Source organism: Streptosporangium canum (genome assembly GCF_900113865.1).
GTDB classification, from domain to species: Bacteria; Actinomycetota; Actinomycetes; order Streptosporangiales; family Streptosporangiaceae; genus Streptosporangium; species Streptosporangium canum.
Genome location: NZ_FOQY01000014.1, coordinates 122,398 through 140,014 on the forward strand (window position 1 = coordinate 122,398; position 17,617 = coordinate 140,014).

16 protein-coding genes are annotated in these 17,617 nt (G+C 71.7%); 8 read left to right on the plus strand and 8 right to left on the minus strand.

What is annotated here, in order from left to right; genetic code table 11:
• The first annotated feature begins 129 nt into the window (after window positions 1–129).
• From cnbZ to BM085_RS21725, 4 genes are all read left to right on the plus strand, one after another.
• Window positions 130–882 carry a 2-amino-5-chloromuconate deaminase CnbZ gene (gene cnbZ / locus BM085_RS21710; protein ID WP_093888774.1) on the plus strand — a complete coding sequence of 251 codons (753 nt, stop codon included), beginning with the start codon at window positions 130–132 and terminating at the stop codon, window positions 880–882.
• 115 nt (window positions 883–997) lie between these two features.
• A complete protein-coding gene (locus BM085_RS21715) occupies window positions 998–1,399 on the plus strand; it encodes a RidA family protein (RefSeq protein ID WP_012887331.1) in 402 nt (133 codons plus the stop codon).
• Between the two features lie 4 nt (window positions 1,400–1,403).
• Window positions 1,404–2,249, plus strand: coding sequence for a fumarylacetoacetate hydrolase family protein (locus BM085_RS21720; RefSeq protein WP_093888775.1), 846 nt, complete (start codon window positions 1,404–1,406; stop codon window positions 2,247–2,249).
• A gap of 108 nt (window positions 2,250–2,357) precedes the next feature.
• Window positions 2,358–3,743, plus strand: coding sequence for an amidase (locus tag BM085_RS21725; RefSeq protein WP_093888776.1), 1,386 nt, complete (start codon window positions 2,358–2,360; stop codon window positions 3,741–3,743).
• Between the two features lie 221 nt (window positions 3,744–3,964).
• On the opposite strand, the gene BM085_RS21730 is transcribed toward BM085_RS21725, so the two are convergent.
• Complete coding sequence (locus tag BM085_RS21730; protein WP_093888777.1) at window positions 3,965–4,444, minus strand: DNA-binding protein; 480 nt, start codon at window positions 4,442–4,444, stop codon at window positions 3,965–3,967.
• A gap of 201 nt (window positions 4,445–4,645) precedes the next feature.
• On the opposite strand from BM085_RS21730, the gene BM085_RS21735 reads away from it, so the two are divergent.
• Entirely contained in the window at window positions 4,646–5,242 is a 597-nt protein-coding gene (locus tag BM085_RS21735) for a Uma2 family endonuclease (protein WP_245789511.1), read from the plus strand.
• Here the strand turns inward: BM085_RS21735 and hemL are convergent.
• Window positions 5,239–6,534: a glutamate-1-semialdehyde 2,1-aminomutase gene (hemL, locus tag BM085_RS21740; RefSeq protein WP_093888779.1), complete on the minus strand. Its 1,296-nt coding sequence runs from the start codon at window positions 6,532–6,534 to the stop codon at window positions 5,239–5,241. The genes BM085_RS21735 and hemL overlap by 4 nt on opposite strands.
• 168 nt (window positions 6,535–6,702) lie before the next feature.
• Here hemL and BM085_RS21745 point away from each other — a divergent pair, with 168 nt between their 5' ends.
• From BM085_RS21745 to BM085_RS21755, 3 genes are read left to right on the plus strand one after another with little or no spacing between them, the layout of a single operon-like run.
• Entirely contained in the window at window positions 6,703–8,067 is a 1,365-nt protein-coding gene (locus BM085_RS21745) for a sensor histidine kinase (RefSeq protein ID WP_093888780.1), read from the plus strand.
• A complete protein-coding gene (locus BM085_RS46040; protein ID WP_245789513.1) occupies window positions 8,064–10,085 on the plus strand; it encodes a sensor histidine kinase in 2,022 nt (673 codons plus the stop codon). Before BM085_RS21745 ends, BM085_RS46040 begins: the two co-directional genes overlap by 4 nt.
• Complete coding sequence (locus tag BM085_RS21755; RefSeq protein ID WP_031169607.1) at window positions 10,082–10,723, plus strand: response regulator transcription factor; 642 nt, start codon at window positions 10,082–10,084, stop codon at window positions 10,721–10,723. The genes BM085_RS46040 and BM085_RS21755 overlap by 4 nt, the downstream gene beginning before the upstream one ends.
• Window positions 10,724–10,777: 54 nt before the next feature.
• Here the strand turns inward: BM085_RS21755 and BM085_RS21760 are convergent, their stop codons facing one another.
• The 6 genes from BM085_RS21760 to BM085_RS21785 all read right to left on the minus strand — a co-directional run bounded on the left by BM085_RS21760 (window position 10,778) and on the right by BM085_RS21785 (window position 17,613).
• Window positions 10,778–11,419 (minus strand): bifunctional DNA primase/polymerase, encoded by a 642-nt coding sequence (locus tag BM085_RS21760; protein WP_093888781.1) that lies wholly within the window; start codon window positions 11,417–11,419, stop codon window positions 10,778–10,780.
• A gap of 191 nt (window positions 11,420–11,610) precedes the next feature.
• On the minus strand, window positions 11,611–12,597 hold the full coding sequence (hemB, locus tag BM085_RS21765) for a porphobilinogen synthase (RefSeq protein ID WP_093888782.1): 987 nt from the start codon (window positions 12,595–12,597) through the stop codon (window positions 11,611–11,613).
• 397 nt (window positions 12,598–12,994) lie between these two features.
• Window positions 12,995–14,575: a bifunctional uroporphyrinogen-III C-methyltransferase/uroporphyrinogen-III synthase gene (locus tag BM085_RS21770; RefSeq protein WP_093888783.1), complete on the minus strand. Its 1,581-nt coding sequence runs from the start codon at window positions 14,573–14,575 to the stop codon at window positions 12,995–12,997.
• Entirely contained in the window at window positions 14,572–15,492 is a 921-nt protein-coding gene (gene hemC / locus BM085_RS21775; protein WP_093888784.1) for a hydroxymethylbilane synthase, read from the minus strand. The genes BM085_RS21770 and hemC overlap by 4 nt, the downstream gene beginning before the upstream one ends.
• Window positions 15,489–16,811: a glutamyl-tRNA reductase gene (locus tag BM085_RS21780; RefSeq protein WP_093888785.1), complete on the minus strand. Its 1,323-nt coding sequence runs from the start codon at window positions 16,809–16,811 to the stop codon at window positions 15,489–15,491. Before BM085_RS21780 ends, hemC begins: the two co-directional genes overlap by 4 nt.
• Before the next feature lie 94 nt (window positions 16,812–16,905).
• Window positions 16,906–17,613 (minus strand): redox-sensing transcriptional repressor Rex, encoded by a 708-nt coding sequence (locus BM085_RS21785; RefSeq protein WP_012887317.1) that lies wholly within the window; start codon window positions 17,611–17,613, stop codon window positions 16,906–16,908.
• Between the last annotated feature and the right edge of the window lie 4 nt (window positions 17,614–17,617).

The following is a 17,617-nucleotide window of genomic DNA, read 5'->3' on the forward strand; positions in this document are numbered from 1 at the left end:
GACCACGGCGCCCAGGCGGCCGGAGAGCGGCCCCGTCGGGCACCTCGCATCCCTGTTCCACTTCTCAGATCAGACATCTTGCCGCTAAAGTCATTTGTAGTACGATAGACAAAGAGAGAGGGAGGTGCCATGGAACTCCTAGATTTCCACCCGGGCGGATACCGCTTCATCAAGGTCGAAGGCGTGTTCCAGTTCTCCAGCGGAGTGGCCGCGGCCCCGGGGTTCGCGTTGGAGCGGGTGCGCTTCGCCCGCCCCGTTCCGCTCGCCGAGGGCTTCGCCGCCGTCGAGAGACATCTGGCGGCCATCGGACGGCCGACCACCGCGTTCGCGGCCTGCGAGCTGAGGTCGTCGGCCCCCTTCACCGAGCAGGGGTTCGTCGACTTCAACCGCGTGTACGTCAAGACCCTGGAACGCTGGGGTCTCTACTCCGACGGCGTCAACCCGGTGGCCCGGACGAACGTCTGCCCCGCCTACGACAAGCCCGAAGTGCCGTCGCTGCACGCTTTCTCGTACACGGTCGAGTCCGACAGCCCTCATCCGACCTTCGTGCTGGCAGGCAACGCCGAGTGCGCCCAAGGTCCGGGCGAGTATCGCGACAGCATCGTCCGCCGGGGAGAGACGTCCATCGACGCCATGCGCGACAAGCTGCGTTTCGTCCGGGCGGAGCAGGAGGAGCGGCTCCGTGTGCTCGGCCTCCAATGGAGCCATGTCCTCAGCACTCAGGCCTACACCCTGCACGAGGTGGGACCGCTGCTCCGCGAGGAGATCTTCGCCTACGGCGCCGGCACCGGGGCGGTCACCTGGCACCTGGCCAGCCCGCCGGTGGTCGACTGCGAGTACGAGATGGACGCGCGTACCGTGCTGCGCGAAATTCTCCTGTGATCCACAGCAGGACGATCACGACCGGCTCCCGCCGGGCCGGCGCGGGCCGTCACCGGCTCCGTCACCGGCGCCCGGCAGAACATCATCGGAACGAACCCTCACGTGAAGGGCCGTCATGGCGAAGCAGCAAGTGACATCGGAAGCCGTCAGTTCCCCCAGCGGGCACTTCTCCCAGGCGATCGCGACCCAGGCGCGCGGCAGGCTCCTGTTCCTGTCCGGGATGACGGCGCGCCTGCCCGACGGCACGGTCACCGGAGCGGGCGACATCGACGCGCAGACCCGGCGCGTCTGCGACAACATGAAGAACCTGGTCGAGGCGGCGGGCGGGGCGATGGAGGACATCGTGCGCGTCGACGTCTTCGTCAGGAACATCGAGCACTTCGCGGCGATCCACCGGGTGCGTCGCGAGTACTTCCCCTCGCCGCCGCCGGCTTCGACCCTCCTTGAGGTGTCGAAGATGGTCCACCCCGACATGCTCATCGAGATCAACGCCATCGCTGTCATCCAGGACATGTGACGATATGAGACTTACAACCTTTCAGACTCCTCAGGGTGCCACCACCTACGGCGCCGTCACCGACCGTGGCCTGGTCGACCTTGGAGCGCGTCTCGGCACCCGCCATCCCGACCTCAAGTCACTCATCGGCGACGACGCGATGGTGCTCGCGAGCGAGCATCTGGACAAGGTGGACTACGCGGCGTCCGACGTGACCTGGCTCCCGGTGATCCCCAATCCAAACAAGATCATCTGTGTCGGCCTGAACTACGAAGATCACCGCGCCGAGACGGGAAACTCGGTGAGCGCGCAGCCGGCGGTGTTCCTACGTGTCCCCGAGTCGCAGACCGGCCACGACAGCCCGCTGCTGCGCCCGCGCGAGAGCGACACGCTCGACTACGAGGCCGAGGTCGCCGTCGTCATCGGACGCTCCGGCCGCCGGATCGCCCCCGATGCGGCCTGGCGCCACGTAGCCGGGCTGAGCTGCTACAACGACGGCTCCGTGCGCGAGTTCCAGCGTCACACGCACCAGTACACTCCGGGTAAGAACTTCCCACGGACCGGCGCCTTCGGGCCCTGGATGGTCACCATGGACGAGATACCCGCCGACAGTGCCCTCACCCTGTCCTGCCGCCTCAACGGCAAGATCATGCAGCACGCGACGACCAGCGAGATGATCTTCTCGATCCCGCGGATCATCTCCTACGTGTCGACGTTCACCACGCTCGCGCCGGGAGACGTCATCGCCACCGGCACTCCGGGGGGCGTCGGAGCGCGCAGGTCACCGCAGGTCTTCATGCGGCCGGGCGACACCGTCGAGGTCGAGATCGACAAGATCGGTGTACTGCGCAACACGATCTCCGATGACTGAGACCCCGCTCACCGGCCGCTCGCGGAAGGCGGGAAACCGCCGGACAGGGCAGCGGCTCGCGGCCGGCCTTCCGGGCACCGGAGGGACGGACGGCAGCCGGAGCCGGTCATGAGCGAGCTCCACTTCCTGGGCATCTCCGAACTCGGTCCGATGCTGGCCGCCCGCGAGCTCTCACCCGTGGAGCTGTGCCAGGCGCTGCTGGCCCGCTGCGCGTCGCTGGATCCCCTGCTCAACGCCTTCGTCTCGCTTCCGTCGGAGCGCATCCTCGCCGACGCCCGCGTCGCGGAGGAGGAACTGCGTCGCGGGGACGTGCGGGGACCGCTGCACGGCGTGCCGATCGCCGTCAAGGACAACATCGACGTCGAAGGAGAGCGGACCACCGCGGGCTCCAGGGTCCTCGCGGACGCGAGGGCCACCGGCGACGCCGTGATCGTGGCCCGGCTGCGGGCGGCGGGCGCCATCGTCTTCGGGAAGACCAATCTGCCCGAGTTCGCCTATGGGCCGCTTGACACCTATCACTACGGGCCGACCCGTAACCCGTGGGACCTCCAGCGGTACGCCGGCGGCTCCAGCATGGGGTCCGGCTCGGCCGTGGCGGCGGGCCTGGTGCCGGGTGCCATAGGTACCGACACGACCGGTTCGATCCGTAACCCGGCGGCCTGGTGCGGCGTCGTGGGCCTCAAGCCGACGTTCGGCCGTGTTCCGACGACCGGGGTCGTGCCGCTGGCCCGGACGCTGGACCATGCCGGGCCCATGGCACGATCGGCGGAAGACTGCGCCGTGCTGTTCGACGCCGTCGCGGACCGTGACCCGGGCCGGGCCGGGGCGTCGCACCGGAAGGGGGCCGGCCGGGCGACGCCGCTCCGCCGCTCCGTGCGCGGCCTCAGGGCCGGGGTGCTACGCGGCTTCCTGTGGGAGCCGCTCAGCGCCGATACGGCCGCCGCCCTGACCGTGGCACTCGTCGCCTTGCGGGACATGGGGCTGGAGGTCGTCGACGTCGAGGTCCCGGCGTGGAAGGCGGCCGTGGAGGCCGGTTCCACCATCCTGGCCTGCGAGGCCTCGGCGGAGTACCGCCGGTTCCTGCGGGAGCGTCCCGCGGACCTGACCCCCCAGATCCGTGAGCGGCTGGAGGGCGGGCTGGCCGTACCCGCGCCCGACTACGTCGACGCCCTGCGCGCCACCCAGCGACTACGCGCGGAGCTGGCCGAACTGTTCACGCGTGTCGACGTCCTCGTCCTGCCGAGCCGTGAACGCACGGCTCCCAGGATGGAGGCCACCGGGAGGCTGACCGAGCCGATCGGCGGACCTCTGTACGCCGTGCCTCTGAACGGGACCGGCCTACCGGCGGTCTCGATCCCCTGCGGCTTCGGCTCGGACGGCTTGCCGATCGGCGTTCAGCTGGCCGGGCCCGCGTGGGGTGAGGCCACGCTGCTGGCGCTCGCCCACGCCTACCAGAAGGTCACCGACTGGCACGCGCGGCGGCCGCTGCCGTAGGGGGCCGGACGCCGCGGGCGTACGGCGCGCCACGATCACGGCGGTCACACGCCCGGCGCGGCCGCCCGGGGCGCGATCCTGGGCGGCGAGCCCGACGGCCTTCCGTTCCTGCCTCCAAGGGCGACGGCGGGTCGGCAGCGGGCCGCCGTACGCGGATCAGGGTGGGGACAGGGACGCGCCGGTCCCCACCCTGATCCGCACCACCGCCCCCGCCGTCCGTGTCACCTGTCCGTGTCATCTGTCTCTGCTCCCGCGCCACCGCCGCCCCCATCGGCGGTCACGCGACCGGCCAGACGTTCGTAGCGCTGCCTGGCGGCCTGGGAGGTGCCCAGCCCGAGGCCGAAGGCGATCTCCTGCCAGGTGAGGCCGCGGCCGCGCGCCATCAGCAGGAGCCCCGCCTCCAGTTGGTCCATCTCCGCGCGCGCCAGCGGGATGAGGGTCAGGGCGGCGGTGATGTCGGCGTTGTCCACCTCCGGCTCACCTTCTTCCCGCTCCGCGGCGCCGCCCGCGAGAAGGGACACGATCCTGATGGCCTCGTGCGGGCCGAGGACGTCGGGGTGGACCTGCCGGGAGCGCTGCGCCTCGGTGGCCGCGTGCCGCTCGGCGATGCGGAAAAGGGACGCGTACACGCGGTGCGCCCGCGCCTGAGCCGGGTCGGGCGGGGTGAAGGGGTCGGACGTCTGATCAGATTCGGTGTTCATGCGACCAGCATGGCTGTCACAATAAATTGTTGTCAACATTTTGAAGCAAACAAAATGTTCACATAAAGGCCGCGACTCGTCCCCCAAGGAGGGGGCACACCTCTGCCGTCAACGACAGAAGCGAGAGAGAATGAATTGAAGGCAACGGAGATGATCTGAATGAACACACCGGGTGACGGAGACGATGTTACGGTGACCGACGTGAGTAGCGCACTCGACTACTGGCCGTCCCCACCTCCGTGGGGATGGACCGCCGACGACCTCGACCGTCTTCCGGCAGAGGGACCGAACGGCGAGCCCGACTTCTTCAAGCACGTCGAACTGATCGATGGAGCTCTCGTCTTCATGTCCCCCCAGAAGCGCTTTCACCAGCGCATGATCCGCCGTCTCACCGAGGTCCTCGACACACAGGCTCCCGAGTACCTGTCGTCGGTCGATCAGATGGACATCAAGCTCGGGCCCAGGATGCGCCCCTGTCCTGACATCGTGATCATCGACACGGTGGCGGCCGACGACGACGATCGGACGTTCTACACCCCTGACGAGGTCCACCTCGTCGTCGAGATCGTCTCCCCCGAGTCCGAGGACCGGGACCGCAAGACCAAGCCGTTCCGCTACGCCGAAGCCGGGATCGCGCACTTCTGGCGGGTCGAGGACAACGACGGCAGCCCCGTCGTCTACGTCTACGAGCTCGATCCCGCCACCGGCTCCTACGGCCTCACCGGCATCCACCACGGACGCCTGACCGTCCCGGTCCCCTTCCCCATCGACGTCGACCTGGACAAGCTGCCCCGTTAGGAGGCCTGGGCGGCGGCCTTGGCGGCGATCGGCAGGGCGTCGGCGACGCGGGACAGGGCCTCGTCGTCGTGGGCGGCCGACAGGAACCAGGCCTCGTAGGCCGACGGGGGCAGGTAGACGCCCTGGTCGAGCATGGCGTGGAAGAAGGCCCGGTAGGCGGCGGTGTTCTGCTTCTGGGCCCCGTCGAAGTCGGTGACCTGGTCCTCGGTGAAGAAGACGGAGAACAGGCTGCCCGCGCGCTGCAGGCGGTGCGGCACCCCGGCGGCGGCCAGGGCGTCGGCGGCGGCGCGGCCGATGACCAGGGCGGAGGCGTCGACCCGGTCGTAGACCTCGTCGTCGCAGGCGCGCAGGGTGGCCAGGCCGGCGGCGCAGGCCAGCGGGTTACCGGACAAGGTGCCGGCCTGGTAGACCGGCCCTTCCGGAGCGAGGTGGGCCATCACGTCGGCACGGCCGCCGAACGCGGCGGCGGGCAGACCGCCGCCCATGACCTTGCCGAAGGTCATCAGGTCGGCGTCCACCGGGTCCAGCCCGTACCATCCGGACTCCGACACCCGGAAACCGGTGAGCACCTCGTCGATGATCAGCAGGGCGCCATGCGCGGTGCAGAGCTCGCGCAGCGTGGCGTTGAACCCGTCCAGCGGCGGGACGACGCCCATGTTGGCCGGGCAGGCCTCGGTGATCACACACGCGATCTCGGCGCCGAACGCCCGGAAGGCCTCCGTCACGGCCTCGACCGAGTTGTAGGGCAGCACCACCGTGTCGGCGGCCGAGGCGCCGGTCACACCGGGAGTGTCGGGCAGACCGAAGGTGACCAGGCCGGACCCCGCCGAGGCGAGCAGGGCGTCCACGTGGCCGTGGTAGCAGCCGGCGAACTTGACGACCTTGGACCGACCGGTGAAGCCGCGGGCCAGCCGTACCGCGGACATGGTGGCCTCGGTGCCCGAGCTGACCAGGCGGACCTTCTCCACCGGCTCCACCCGGGCGACGATCTCCTCGGCGAGCTCGACCTCGCCGGGCGTCGCCGTACCGAACGAGGTCCCCGCCGCCAGAGCGTCCTGCAGCGCCTCGACCACGGCCGGGTGACGGTGCCCGAGGATCATCGGCCCCCAGGAGCAGACCAGGTCCACGTAGCGGTTGCCGTCCACATCGGTGATGTAGGGCCCCTGGCCGGAGGCCATGAAGCGGGGGGTGCCCCCGACGGCCCCGAAGGCGCGGACCGGGGAGTTGACACCTCCCGGGACGATCTCACGTGCGCGGGCGAACAGGTCCTCGGAGTTCTCAGTACGGCTCACGCCCTCCAGGGTAGTCACCGGGGGGACAGCCCCCGCCAGAGCGGGTGATCCGATCGGACCGTCCGGGCGCACGCGGGCGCGCCCGGGTTCGGCGAGGTCCCGGAATCCGTTCCGGAACGGGACACCAGCCCCGGGACGGCGGGACACGGGGTGCGGGATCCTGCGGTCATGGCAGTGACGACACCCCCTGCCCGGGGGCCGGGCCCCCGGCCGTCCGGCGTCCACCTCGTGCTCAACCGCACCCTGGTGTACGGCGGGCTGGCGGTGGTCACCGGCGGGATCTACTCCGGGCTGACCTGGCTGGTCACCACGCTGGCCGGCAGCCAGGACGCGGTGGCCGGGCTGGTCGCGGCGCTGGCCGCGGGCGCGGTGTTCCACCCGGCACGGCTGCGCCTGCAGCGGGTCGTGGACCGGTTGCTCCGGGTCGAGCGCGACCCCTACCGGGTGGCCGACCGGCTGAGCCGCACCCTGCAGGAGGCCGTCGACCCCGCCGAGGGGCTGGTCACCGCCGCGGCGCTGGTGCGCCAGGCGCTCCGTGCCGACGGCGTCGCCGTCGAGGTCCACGGCGGGCATACCGGGGTCGTCATCGACGGCGAGCTGGGAGACCAGCCGGTCGAGACTCCGCTGGTCTGGCACGGGGAGCCGGTCGGGCGGCTGCTCAGCAGCGGGCCCGGCACCTCGCCGGACCTGCTGGACGCGCTGGCCCGGCGCCTGGCGGAGCTGGCGCACGCCGTACGGCTCACCGCCGACGTGCGACGCTCCAGGGAGCGCATCCTCACCACCCGGGAGGAGGAGCGGCGCAGGCTCCGCCGCGACCTGCACGACGGGCTGGGGCCGACGCTGGCCAGCCTGGCGATGACCGTGGACGAGGCCAGGCTCCGGCTGGAACGAGATCCCGAGGCCGTGGAAGGACTGCTGATCCGCGTGCGCGACCAGATGGGCGCCGCGATCGTCGACGTCAGGAACCTGGTGTACGGCCTGCGCCCGCCCGCGCTGGACGACCTCGGCCTGGTCGGCTCGCTGCGCGCGCTGGCCGACGCGCCGGGGCCCAGGGTGGACATCGCGGTGGTCGGCCCGCTGGGCGACGTGCCCGCGGCGGTGGAGGTGGCGGCCTACCGGATCGCCCAGGAGGCGCTCACCAACGTCCGCCGCCACGCCCAGGCCACCACCGCCCTGGTCCGGGTCGAACTGCTCCGGGCCAAGACGGTCCAAACCGAGACGATCCAGGCCGAGACGGACCGTACCGGGGTGGAGCAGACCGGGCCGGCGTCCGGCGGAGGCGGGCCCGGCGGCGCGGAGGGCGGCGCTGCAGGCCGCAGGGCGGCGGGGGGCAGGGCGGCGGGTGGCGGCGAGCTGCGGCTCTCGGTCGCCGACGACGGGATCGGCCTGCCGGAACGGGTCCGCGGCGGCGTGGGACTGGTCTCCATGCGCGAGCGGGCGGCGGAGGCGGGCGGCTCCTGCACGGTCGGACCGCGTCCCGGCGGCGGCACCGAGGTCATCGTCCACCTCCCCCTCGGAACGGAGAAACCATGACCTCCCCCACAGACGAAGACGCCGCCGCCTCCACCACGGACGGAGACGCCGTGGGTGGCCGGTGGCACAGGGCGCTGACCGTCCTCGTCTGGACCGGGGCGGTGCTGGCGCCGGCGTGCAACCTCCTGGCGGTCCGGTTGAGGGAGCTGAGCGCCTCGACCTGGGCCGACCCCTTCGTCACCATGGATGCGACCGTCGTCCTGTTCCCCGCCGCCGGCGCGTTCCTCGTCACCCGCCGGCCCCGGCTGCTCGTGCCCTGGCTGCTGTGGGGCAGCGGGGTGATCGGCGGCCTCTACTACCTGGTCTACAGCGGCGCCCACTGGCTCTACCTCACCGATCCCGGAGGGTTCACCCCCTACCTCGCGTGGCTGGGAATGTGGCTGTGGCTGTGGCACGTGCCGGTGTACGTCTCGCTGCTGCCGCTGCTGTTCCCCGACGGCCGGCTGCCCTCCCGGCGCTGGCGGCCGGTCCTGTACGCCAATCTGCTCCTCATGGCCGGGCACTCCCTGTTCCTGGGACTGGCTCCGGATCCCGGGTTCGAGAGCCAGCTCCCGGTCGCGAACCCGTTCGGGGTCGAGGCGCTGCGCGAGATCTCACCGGCCGTGGAGTCGTACATCGGCGCCCCGATGATGGCACTCACCGCGCTCGGCGTGCTGTCGCTGGCCTTCCGCTACCGGGCGGGCGACACCGAGCTCCGGCGCCAGATCGGCTGGTACGCCGCCGCGCTGGTGGTGGTCCTGACCTCCTGGATCGTCCGGGTGACGACCGGCTCGTGGCTGCTGATGGCCCTGGAATCCGTCATCGTCGTCGTGTTGCCCCTGTCGATCATCGCGGCGGTGCTGCGCTACCGCCTCTACGGCATCGACGTCGTGGTCAACCGGACGCTGGTCTACGGTTGCCTGGTCGCGGTCACCGGAGGGGTCTACTTCGGACTGATCTGGCTGGCCAATGCCCTGGCCGGCGGCCTGGGCTCCGTCGCGGGGGCGGTCGCGGCAGTGGCCGTGGGCGGGGTCTTCCACCCGGCGCGGCTGCGCCTGCAGCGGGTGGTGGACCGGGTGTTCGCCGTCGAGCGCGACCCCTACCGGCTCGCCGACCTGCTGGGCCGTACCGGGCAGGGGGCGCAGGACCCGGCGGCGGCGCTCGGCGAGGCCGTGACGGTGATCCGCGGGGCGCTGGGCGCGGCCGGGGTCGGTGTCGAGGTCCGCACCGGGTGGGGCGGCCCGGTGCGCGTGTTCAGCGACGGGGAGCTGCGGCCCGGGACGCAGGAAATACCGCTGCTCTGGCACGCCGAGCGGGTGGGCACCCTGCTGGTGGCGGGGGCGTGGCCGGGCCGCGAGCCGCTGGCCGTGCTCGCCCGGCACCTGGCCGAGCCGGCGCACGCCGTACGGCTCACCGCCGATCTGCACCGTTCCCGGGAGCGCATCCGGACCACCCGCGACGAGGAGCGCCGCCGGCTGGGCAGGGAGTTGCACGACGGGCTCGGCCCGGCGCTGACCAGCGTCACGCTCACCCTCGACGACGCGCGCAGACGGCTCGGCGCCGATCCGCAGGCCGCCGAGAAGCTGCTGGTCCGGGTCCGCGAGGAGATGACCGCGACCATCGCATCGGTCCGCGAGCTGGTGTACGGCCTGCGCCCGCCCGCGCTGGACGACCTGGGCCTGGAGGGGGCGCTGCGGGCCTCCGCCGGGGAGACCGCGGTGGCGGTGGACGGCGCGCTGGACGACCTGCCCGCCGCCGTCGAGGTCGCCGCCTACCGCATCGCCCAGGAGGCGCTCACCAACGCCCGCCGCCACGCCGGCGCGGCCACGATCCTCGTCCGGCTGCGCCGCCTGCCGGGCGAGCTGCGGGTGGAGGTCGCCGACGACGGGGTCGGCCTGCCCGAGAACCCGGCCGCGGGCGTCGGGCTGACCTCGATGCGCGAGCGGGCGGCCGAGGTGGGAGGCTCCTGTGTGATCGGCCGCGGGCCGGGCGGCGGCACGGAGGTGACCGCCAGATTGCCGACTGAGGAGGCCACGTGATCACCGTGCTGATCGTGGACGACCACCCGGTCTTCCGGCAGGGCCTGCGCGGCCTGCTCGCGGCCATGGACATCGAGGTCGTCGGGGAGGCCTCCGGCGGCCAGGAGGCGGTGGCACTGGCCGCCGAGCTCCAGCCGGACGTGGTCGTGATGGACCTGCAGATGCCCGGCGGCAACGGCGTCGAGGCGACCAGGACGATCGTCAGGACCAGCCCGCGGATCGGGGTGCTGGTGCTGACCATGTTCCGCGACGACGACTCGGTGTTCACCGCCATGCGCGCCGGGGCGCGCGGCTACCTGCTCAAGGAGGCCGGCGCCGAGGAGATCGGCCGCGCCGTGCACGCCGTCGCGGCGGGCGAGGCCATCTACGGCCCCGAGATCGCCCGTCGCGTCCTGACCTACTTCAGCGGCATGCCCGACCCGTCGCGCACCGCCTTCCCCGAACTCACCGAACGGGAGCGGGAGGTGCTCGAACTGGTCGCCCAGGGCCGGGGCAACAACGAGATCGCCGGGATCCTCTTCCTGTCCGGCAAGACCGTGCGCAACCACGTCTCCAACATCTTCATGAAGCTCCAGGTGGCCGACCGCGCCCAGGCCATCGTCCGTGCCCGCGAGGCCGGGCTGGGCGGCTCCTCCTGACCCGGCCCGTCCCCGCCTGGCCCCGGGCCGTCGGCGGGATCCGACCGGCGCTGCTCAGTCGCAGACGTCGGCGAGCCAGTCGAGGACGCGGAGCGGGTCGGGCAGCGGACGGCCGTCCGGCGGGCGCAGCCACGAGCCGGCCCGGCCGGACGGCAGAGCCGAGGGCGGGGCGAGGACGTAGCTGTCACGGCAGTGCCAGCGCAGGCCGGGCATCTCGTCGATGGTGGCCGGCCCGAAGTCGAGGGGGCAGGACCACCATTCGTCCTCGTCCTCTGCGACGTTACGGGTGGCCACATAGAAAAGGACCCGGTCGCCGTTCGCGGCGACCGGGCCCGTTGCGGATCCGGCGGAGTCCATTCCCGCGAGGGCGGTGAGCCCCGCGGTGGCCGGTACGTCGAACACGTCGAAGACACGGCCCGTGGGGAGGATCACATTCGCCTCGGGCTCCCGCTGCCACCAGTGGGTGAGCTGGGTGGGGTCGGTGGTGGCCTGCATCTGCCAGGCCCGCGAGAGCGGATGCGCGCCCGGGTCGGGACAGCCGACCCGGTCGCAGGAGCAGGCGCGGGGACCGCCCTGCAGCGGCCGCGCGCCGGGACAGCTCGCCCAGCCCAGAGCGGCGTACTCCAGCACGGAGCTGATCGTCTGTTTCGGATGAGCACGTCGCCTGCCACGACGAGTCAGCGGTACCCCCACCATTGTGTCCTCCGTCGTCTGCCCATCCCGGTGCCCCCCGGATGCGATGACATATCCACATTCTGGTTAGCAAGGGAAGTCAGACAACCAGGGTCTACGCCACCTGGGACACATCCGCACCGGTACTCGCACTCTAACGCACAGACCACCCGAGCAAGCGGCAAACCCCCAGTTCTCGGCATGTGCCACTGGTCTCACTGGAGCTTCTTGGCCACCTCGGTCGCCCAGTAGGTGAGGATCATGTCGGCCCCGGCCCGGCGGATCGCGACCAGCGACTCCATGATCGCCCGGTCCCGGTCGATCCAGCCGTTCGCCGCCGCGGCCTCGATCATGGCGTACTCCCCGCTGACCTGGTAGGCGGCCACCGGCACGTCCACCGCCTCACGCACCTGGCGCAGGATGTCGAGGTAGGCCAGGGCGGGCTTGACCATCACGCCGTCGGCGCCCTCGTCGAGGTCCAGCCGCACCTCGCGCAGCGCCTCGCCGACCGGGCCCGCCGCGTCCTGCTGGTAGGCGTCGCGGTCGCCGAACTGCGGCGCGCACTCGGCCGCCTCCCGGAACGGCCCGTAGAACGCCGAGGCGTACTTGACCGAGTAGGCGAGGATCGGGATCTGCTCGAAGCCGTCGGCGTCCAGCGCCGCGCGGATCGCGGCGACCTGGCCGTCCATCATGCCGCTGGGCGCGATGACCTGCGACCCGGCCCGGGCCTGGGACACCGCGGCGGCCGCGTAACGCTCCAGGGTGGCGTCGTTGTCGACCTCGCCGCCGGGCGTCAGGATGCCGCAGTGTCCGTGGTCGGTGAACTCGTCCAGGCAGGTGTCGGTCATCACGACCAGCGCGTCGCCCACGTCGGCGACCACGTCGGCGACGGCCTGCTGGATGATCCCGTCGGGGTCGTCGGCCGCCGACCCCCGCGCGTCCTTCACCGCGGGCACGCCGAACAGGATGAGCCCGCCGACTCCCGCCTCGGCCGCCTCGTGGGCGGCCTTGCGCAGCGAGTCACGAGTGTGCTGGAACACTCCGGGCATCGAGCCGATCGGGTTCGGCTCGCCGATGCCCTCCTTGACGAACAGCGGCAGCACCAGCTCCGCCGGGTGCAGCCTGGTGCCGGAGACCATCCGGCGCATCGCCGCCGTACGGCGGAGCCTGCGCGGACGCGCGACGGGGAACTGGGCGCTCATCTGAATCCTTCCAGGGTGGAGATCCCGGGCTTTGGCGCTGGGAGAGGACACGGCGCGGTGCCTCGTGATCCGTTGACGGGTCCGGCGGTGACGACGGCCAGGCCACCGCGCGGGTGATCGGCAGTGCTCCCGCCGCCGGGCCGGCGGCGGGGTGGGACGCCTGTGGAGGCGGCGTGGGGCCCGAGCGGCGCGAGCCGGCCGGGTGATTGCCAGTGAAGCAGGGAAACCGGCCCGTGAGGGGCGGAATCCCGGGCTCCGGGCATGGGGAAGAAGTCAAGATCTCTCCCTCTCCCCGCCATGGGGGCGGAGACCGGGGAATCGTATTCAGATGTGACGTGCACGCTCGCGGGGACCGTCGCGGACGCCTCGTTCGCCGGGCGTCCGTGACGGTTCCAGATTACTTGGCGCGACGCCGGGCGCCTCGCCGGGTCTGGGAGGGCCTGCGAGGGACGTCTCCGGCCGCGAGCGCGGCCTGCCGCTGCTTGGCGCCGTACTCGGCCAGCGCCGCCGCGAGGGCCGAAGCCGACGGCCTGTCGGCCATCACGTCGACGCGGAGCCCGAACTCCTCGGCCGTCTTGGCGGTCTGCGGGCCGATCACGGCGATGACCGTGACGTTGTGCGGCTTGCCCGCGATGCCCACCAGGTTGCGCACCGTGCTCGACGAGGTGAACAGCACCGCGTCGAACCCGCCGCCCTTGATGGCCTCCCGGATCGGTGCGGGCGGCGGAGCCGCGCGGACAGTCCGGTAGGCGGTCACGTCGTCGCACTCCCAGCCGAGCTCGGTCAGCCCCGCGACCAGTGACTCGGTCGCGATGTCGGCCCGGGGCAGCAGCACCCGGTTGATCGGGTCGAGCATCGAGTCGTACGGCGGCCACTCGGCCAGCAGGCCTTCCGACGACTGCTCGCCCGACGGCATCAGGTCGGGCTTGACGCCGAACTGCACCAGCGCCCGTGCGGTGGCCTCGCCGACGGCCGCGACCTTGAGCCCCGCGAACGCGCGGGCGTCCAGGCCGTACTCCTCGAACTTCTCGCGCACGGCCTTGACCGCGTTCGCGCTGGTGAACGCCACCCACTCGTAGCGGCCGGTGACCAGGCCCTTGATCGCCCGGTCCATCTGCTGCGGGGTGCGCGGCGGCTCGACGGAGATCGTCGGGACCTCCTCCGGCACCGCGCCGTAGGAGCGCAGCTGCTCCACCAGCCCGGCCGACTGCTCCTTGGTCCTGGGCACGAGCACCCGCCAGCCGAACAGCGGCTTGGTCTCGAACCACGACAGCCGGTCACGCATGCCGACGGCCTCGCCGACCACGATCAGCGCGGGCTCGGTCATCCCGGCGTGCTTGAGGTCGGGCGCGATCCGGCCGAGCGTGGTCACCACGGTGTACTGCTCGGTGGTGGTGCCCGCGCTGCTGATCGCGACCGGCGTCGAGTCCGGACGGCCTGCGGCGATCAGCGCCTTGCCGATCGCGACGGCCGCGGAGACACCGTTGTAGATCACCAGGGTGCCGGTGCCCGTGGCGTGGGCGCTCCAGTCGTCGACCTGGGTCGCGTCCACGACCCGGAACTCCGGCACCGCCACCGCGGCGGGGATGCCCGCGTAGGTGAGCACCGCCGTCGCCGGGGGCACGCCCGGCACGATCTCGAAGTCCACCTCCGCCTTGGCGCAGGCCGCGACCTCCTCGGTGATCGAGGAGAAGAACATCGGGTCGCCGGCGCAGAGCCGCACGACGGCGCGACCGCCCTTGGCCTCTGTGACGGTCCTCAGCGAGACCGCGTCCTCCTCGGCGGCGTCGACGACGTCGACGCCCTCCCGGCAGTGGCGCAACAGCGCGCCGTACGCCTCCCGGTCGAGCACGACGACGTCGGCCTTCGAGAGCAGGTCGGCGCCACGGAGCGTGAGCAGGCCCTCGTCACCGGGGCCCGCCCCCACGAAGGCGACGAACCCGGCCGGGCGCTCGAAGGTGGTACTTCCGGAGCTCAATGTGCTTGCTCCCCTATCAACGTGCCTGCCCCTTCGGCGATCATCTCTGCCGCGAGGTCGCGGCCGAGATCCATGGGCGCCGAAAGGGTCCCGGCGGTGGACTTGCGCACCGCGCGCTTGCCGTCGACGGCGACGACAGCGGCGGTCAGAATCAGATTTTGCCCGTCATCGGCCGAGTACGCACCAACCGGAGCCGCGCACCCCGCCTCCAGGGCGTTGAGCACCGCGCGCTCGGCGGTCACCGCGGCGCGGGTCCGGGCGTCGTCGAGCACGCTCAGGAACTCGATGAGGTCGGCCCGGTCGGCCCTGCACTCCACGGCCAGCGCGCCCTGTCCGGGGGCCGGGAGCATCTCCTCCACTTCGAAGGTCTGGGAGATCTCGGCCTCACGGCCCAGCCGTCCGAGCCCGGCGGCGGCCAGCACGACGCCCTGCAGCTCGCCGGAGGTGACCTTGCCGATCCGGGTGTCGGCGTTGCCGCGGATCGGGACGTAGTCGAGGTCGGGACGGAGCACCCTGAGCTGGGCGATCCGGCGGGGAGACCCGGTGCCGACCTTCGCGCCGGCCGGCAGGTCGGACAGCTTCGCCGTGCTCACCAGCGCGTCCCTGGGGTCGTCACGCGGCGGGATCGCCGCGATGACCACGCGCGGGTCCTGCGTGGTGGGGAGGTCCTTCAGCGAGTGGACCGCGAAGTCGATCTCACCGTCGATCAGCTTGTCGCGCAGCGCGCTGACGAAGACGCCCGTCCCGCCGAGCTGGGTGAGGTTGGCCTTGGTGACGTCGCCGAAGGTGGTGACGCCGACGAGCTCGACGGCCCGGCCGGTCAGCTCGGTCAGCCGTGCGGCGACCAGCCCCGACTGGGTCGTGGCCATGAGGCTCCGCCTCGTGCCCAGTCTGAGCGGAGAGGAGACGCTGCTCATCTGCCCACCTCCTTCTTGCTCGTCTCGGCGTCGGTCCTTTCGATACTTCTCACCGCACGGGGAACCTTCGGGTCCAAATCGAACAGCTCACGCAATGCCTCCGCATAATGATCGCCTGCCGGAGACTCCGCGAGCTGTTTGACACGCACGGTGGGCTCATGGAGCAGTTTGTCGACCACGCGCCTGATCGTCTGCGTGACCTCGTCCCGGACCCGCCCGTCGAGCTCCGGGACCCGGGCGACGAGCCGCCCGAGCTCCGCCTCGACCACGTCGGCCGCCTTGCTCCGCAGCGCGACCACGGTCGGCGTCACCCGTGCGGCGCGCTCGGCCGACAGGTAGGCCGCCACCTCGGCGGCGACGATCCCGCGCACGGCGATGACCGCCTCGGCGCGCCCGCCGTCGTCGGTCTCCGCGTCGGCCGCGCCGTCCTGCATCGACTCCAGGTCGACGAGGGTGACGCCGGGCAGCTGCCGTACGGCGGGGTCCACGTCGTGGGGGAGCGCGAGGTCCAGCAGGAACATCTCCCTGGCCTCGATCATGTCCGCGGTGATGACCACGTCGGTGGCGCCGGTGCACGAGATGACCAGGTCGGCCTGGGCCAGCTCCCGCGCCAGGTCGCCGAGCTCGGCGGCCCGGCCGCCCACCGTCTGGGCCAGCCGTACCGCGCGGTCGTGGGTGCGGTTGACCACCACGATGTCGGTGACGCCCGCCCGCTGCAGGGTCGCGGCCGACAGGGCGCTCATCGAGCCGGCGCCGACCACCAGGGCGCGCTTGCCCCGGATCGGGCCGAGCACGCGCTCGGCGAGGGTGAGGCCCACGCCCACGAGGGAGGCGCCCGCCCGGTCGATGCCGGTCTCGGTGTGGGAGCGCTTGCCCACCCGCAGCGCCTGCTGGACGAGCTCGTTGAGCGTCGGTCCGAGCGTGCCCTGGTCCTGGGCGAGCTTGAGGGCCGAGCGGACCTGGCCGAGGATCTGCCCCTCGCCCAGGACCATCGAGTCGAGGCCCGAGCCGACCGAGAACAGGTGCTCGACGGCGCGGTCCTCGTAGTGCACGTAGAGATGGTTCGACAGCTGCTCCATGGGGACACCCGAATGGATGCTGAGCAGCTCGGAGATCGCGGTCACCGCGGCGTGGAACCGGTCCACCTCGGCGTAGACCTCGACCCGGTTGCAGGTCGAGACGGCCATGACCTCGGCGACGCACGCGTCCCGCTGAACCGCGTGGAGCAACTTGACCAGCGCGTCACCCGAGACGGACACCCGCTCCAGCAGGGCCACCGGAGCCGTCCGGTGGCTGAGGCCGACCACGAGGACGCTCATCGGCCCGCCTCGGCTCTCCGTGGACGTCGACGGGCCCGACCGCCCGCGTCCTTCCGGGAAATGCGGTGTCCCCGGGCTCGCTCGTCGCGCTCGCTCACAGGTCCACCGCCTCGGGCCACTCCTCGGCCATCGCGGGCCCCCCAGTCATCCGATCCGTTTTGCGCTGTTCATGGAACGCAAGGATCTGCAGTTCAATCGATAGGTCGACTTTACGGATATCGACGCCTTCAGGCACGGCGAGTACGACGGGGGCGAAGTTCAGGATGCTGGTGACCCCTGCGGCGATGACCCGGTCGGCCACCTGCTGAGCTGCCGCCGCCGGCGTCGCGAGCACCACGATCGACACTCCCCGCCGCTTTATCACGGCTTCCAGCTCGTCGATGTGTTCCACATTCAATCCCGCGATATGGTCGCCCACCACCTCGGGGTCGGCGTCGAGGAGAGCGGCGACCCGGAATCCTCGGGAGACGAACCCGCCGTAATTGGCCAGTGCACGACCGAGGTTACCCACTCCGACGATGGCAACGGCCCAGTCCTGGGTCAGACCCAGCTCGCGGGAGATCTGGTAGATGAGGTATTCGACGTCGTAGCCGACCCCGCGGGTGCCGTAGGAGCCCAGATGGGAGAGGTCCTTGCGGAGCTTGGCCGAGTTGACCCCGGCGGCGACGGCGAGATCCTCCGAGCTCACGGTCGCCAGGCCCCGCTCGGCCATGCCGTTCAGCGCGCGCAGATAGAGCGGCAGCCGGGCGACGGTCGCCTCGGGTATGCCACGTTCACGAGCTTGGGACAGACGGCGGATCACGTGC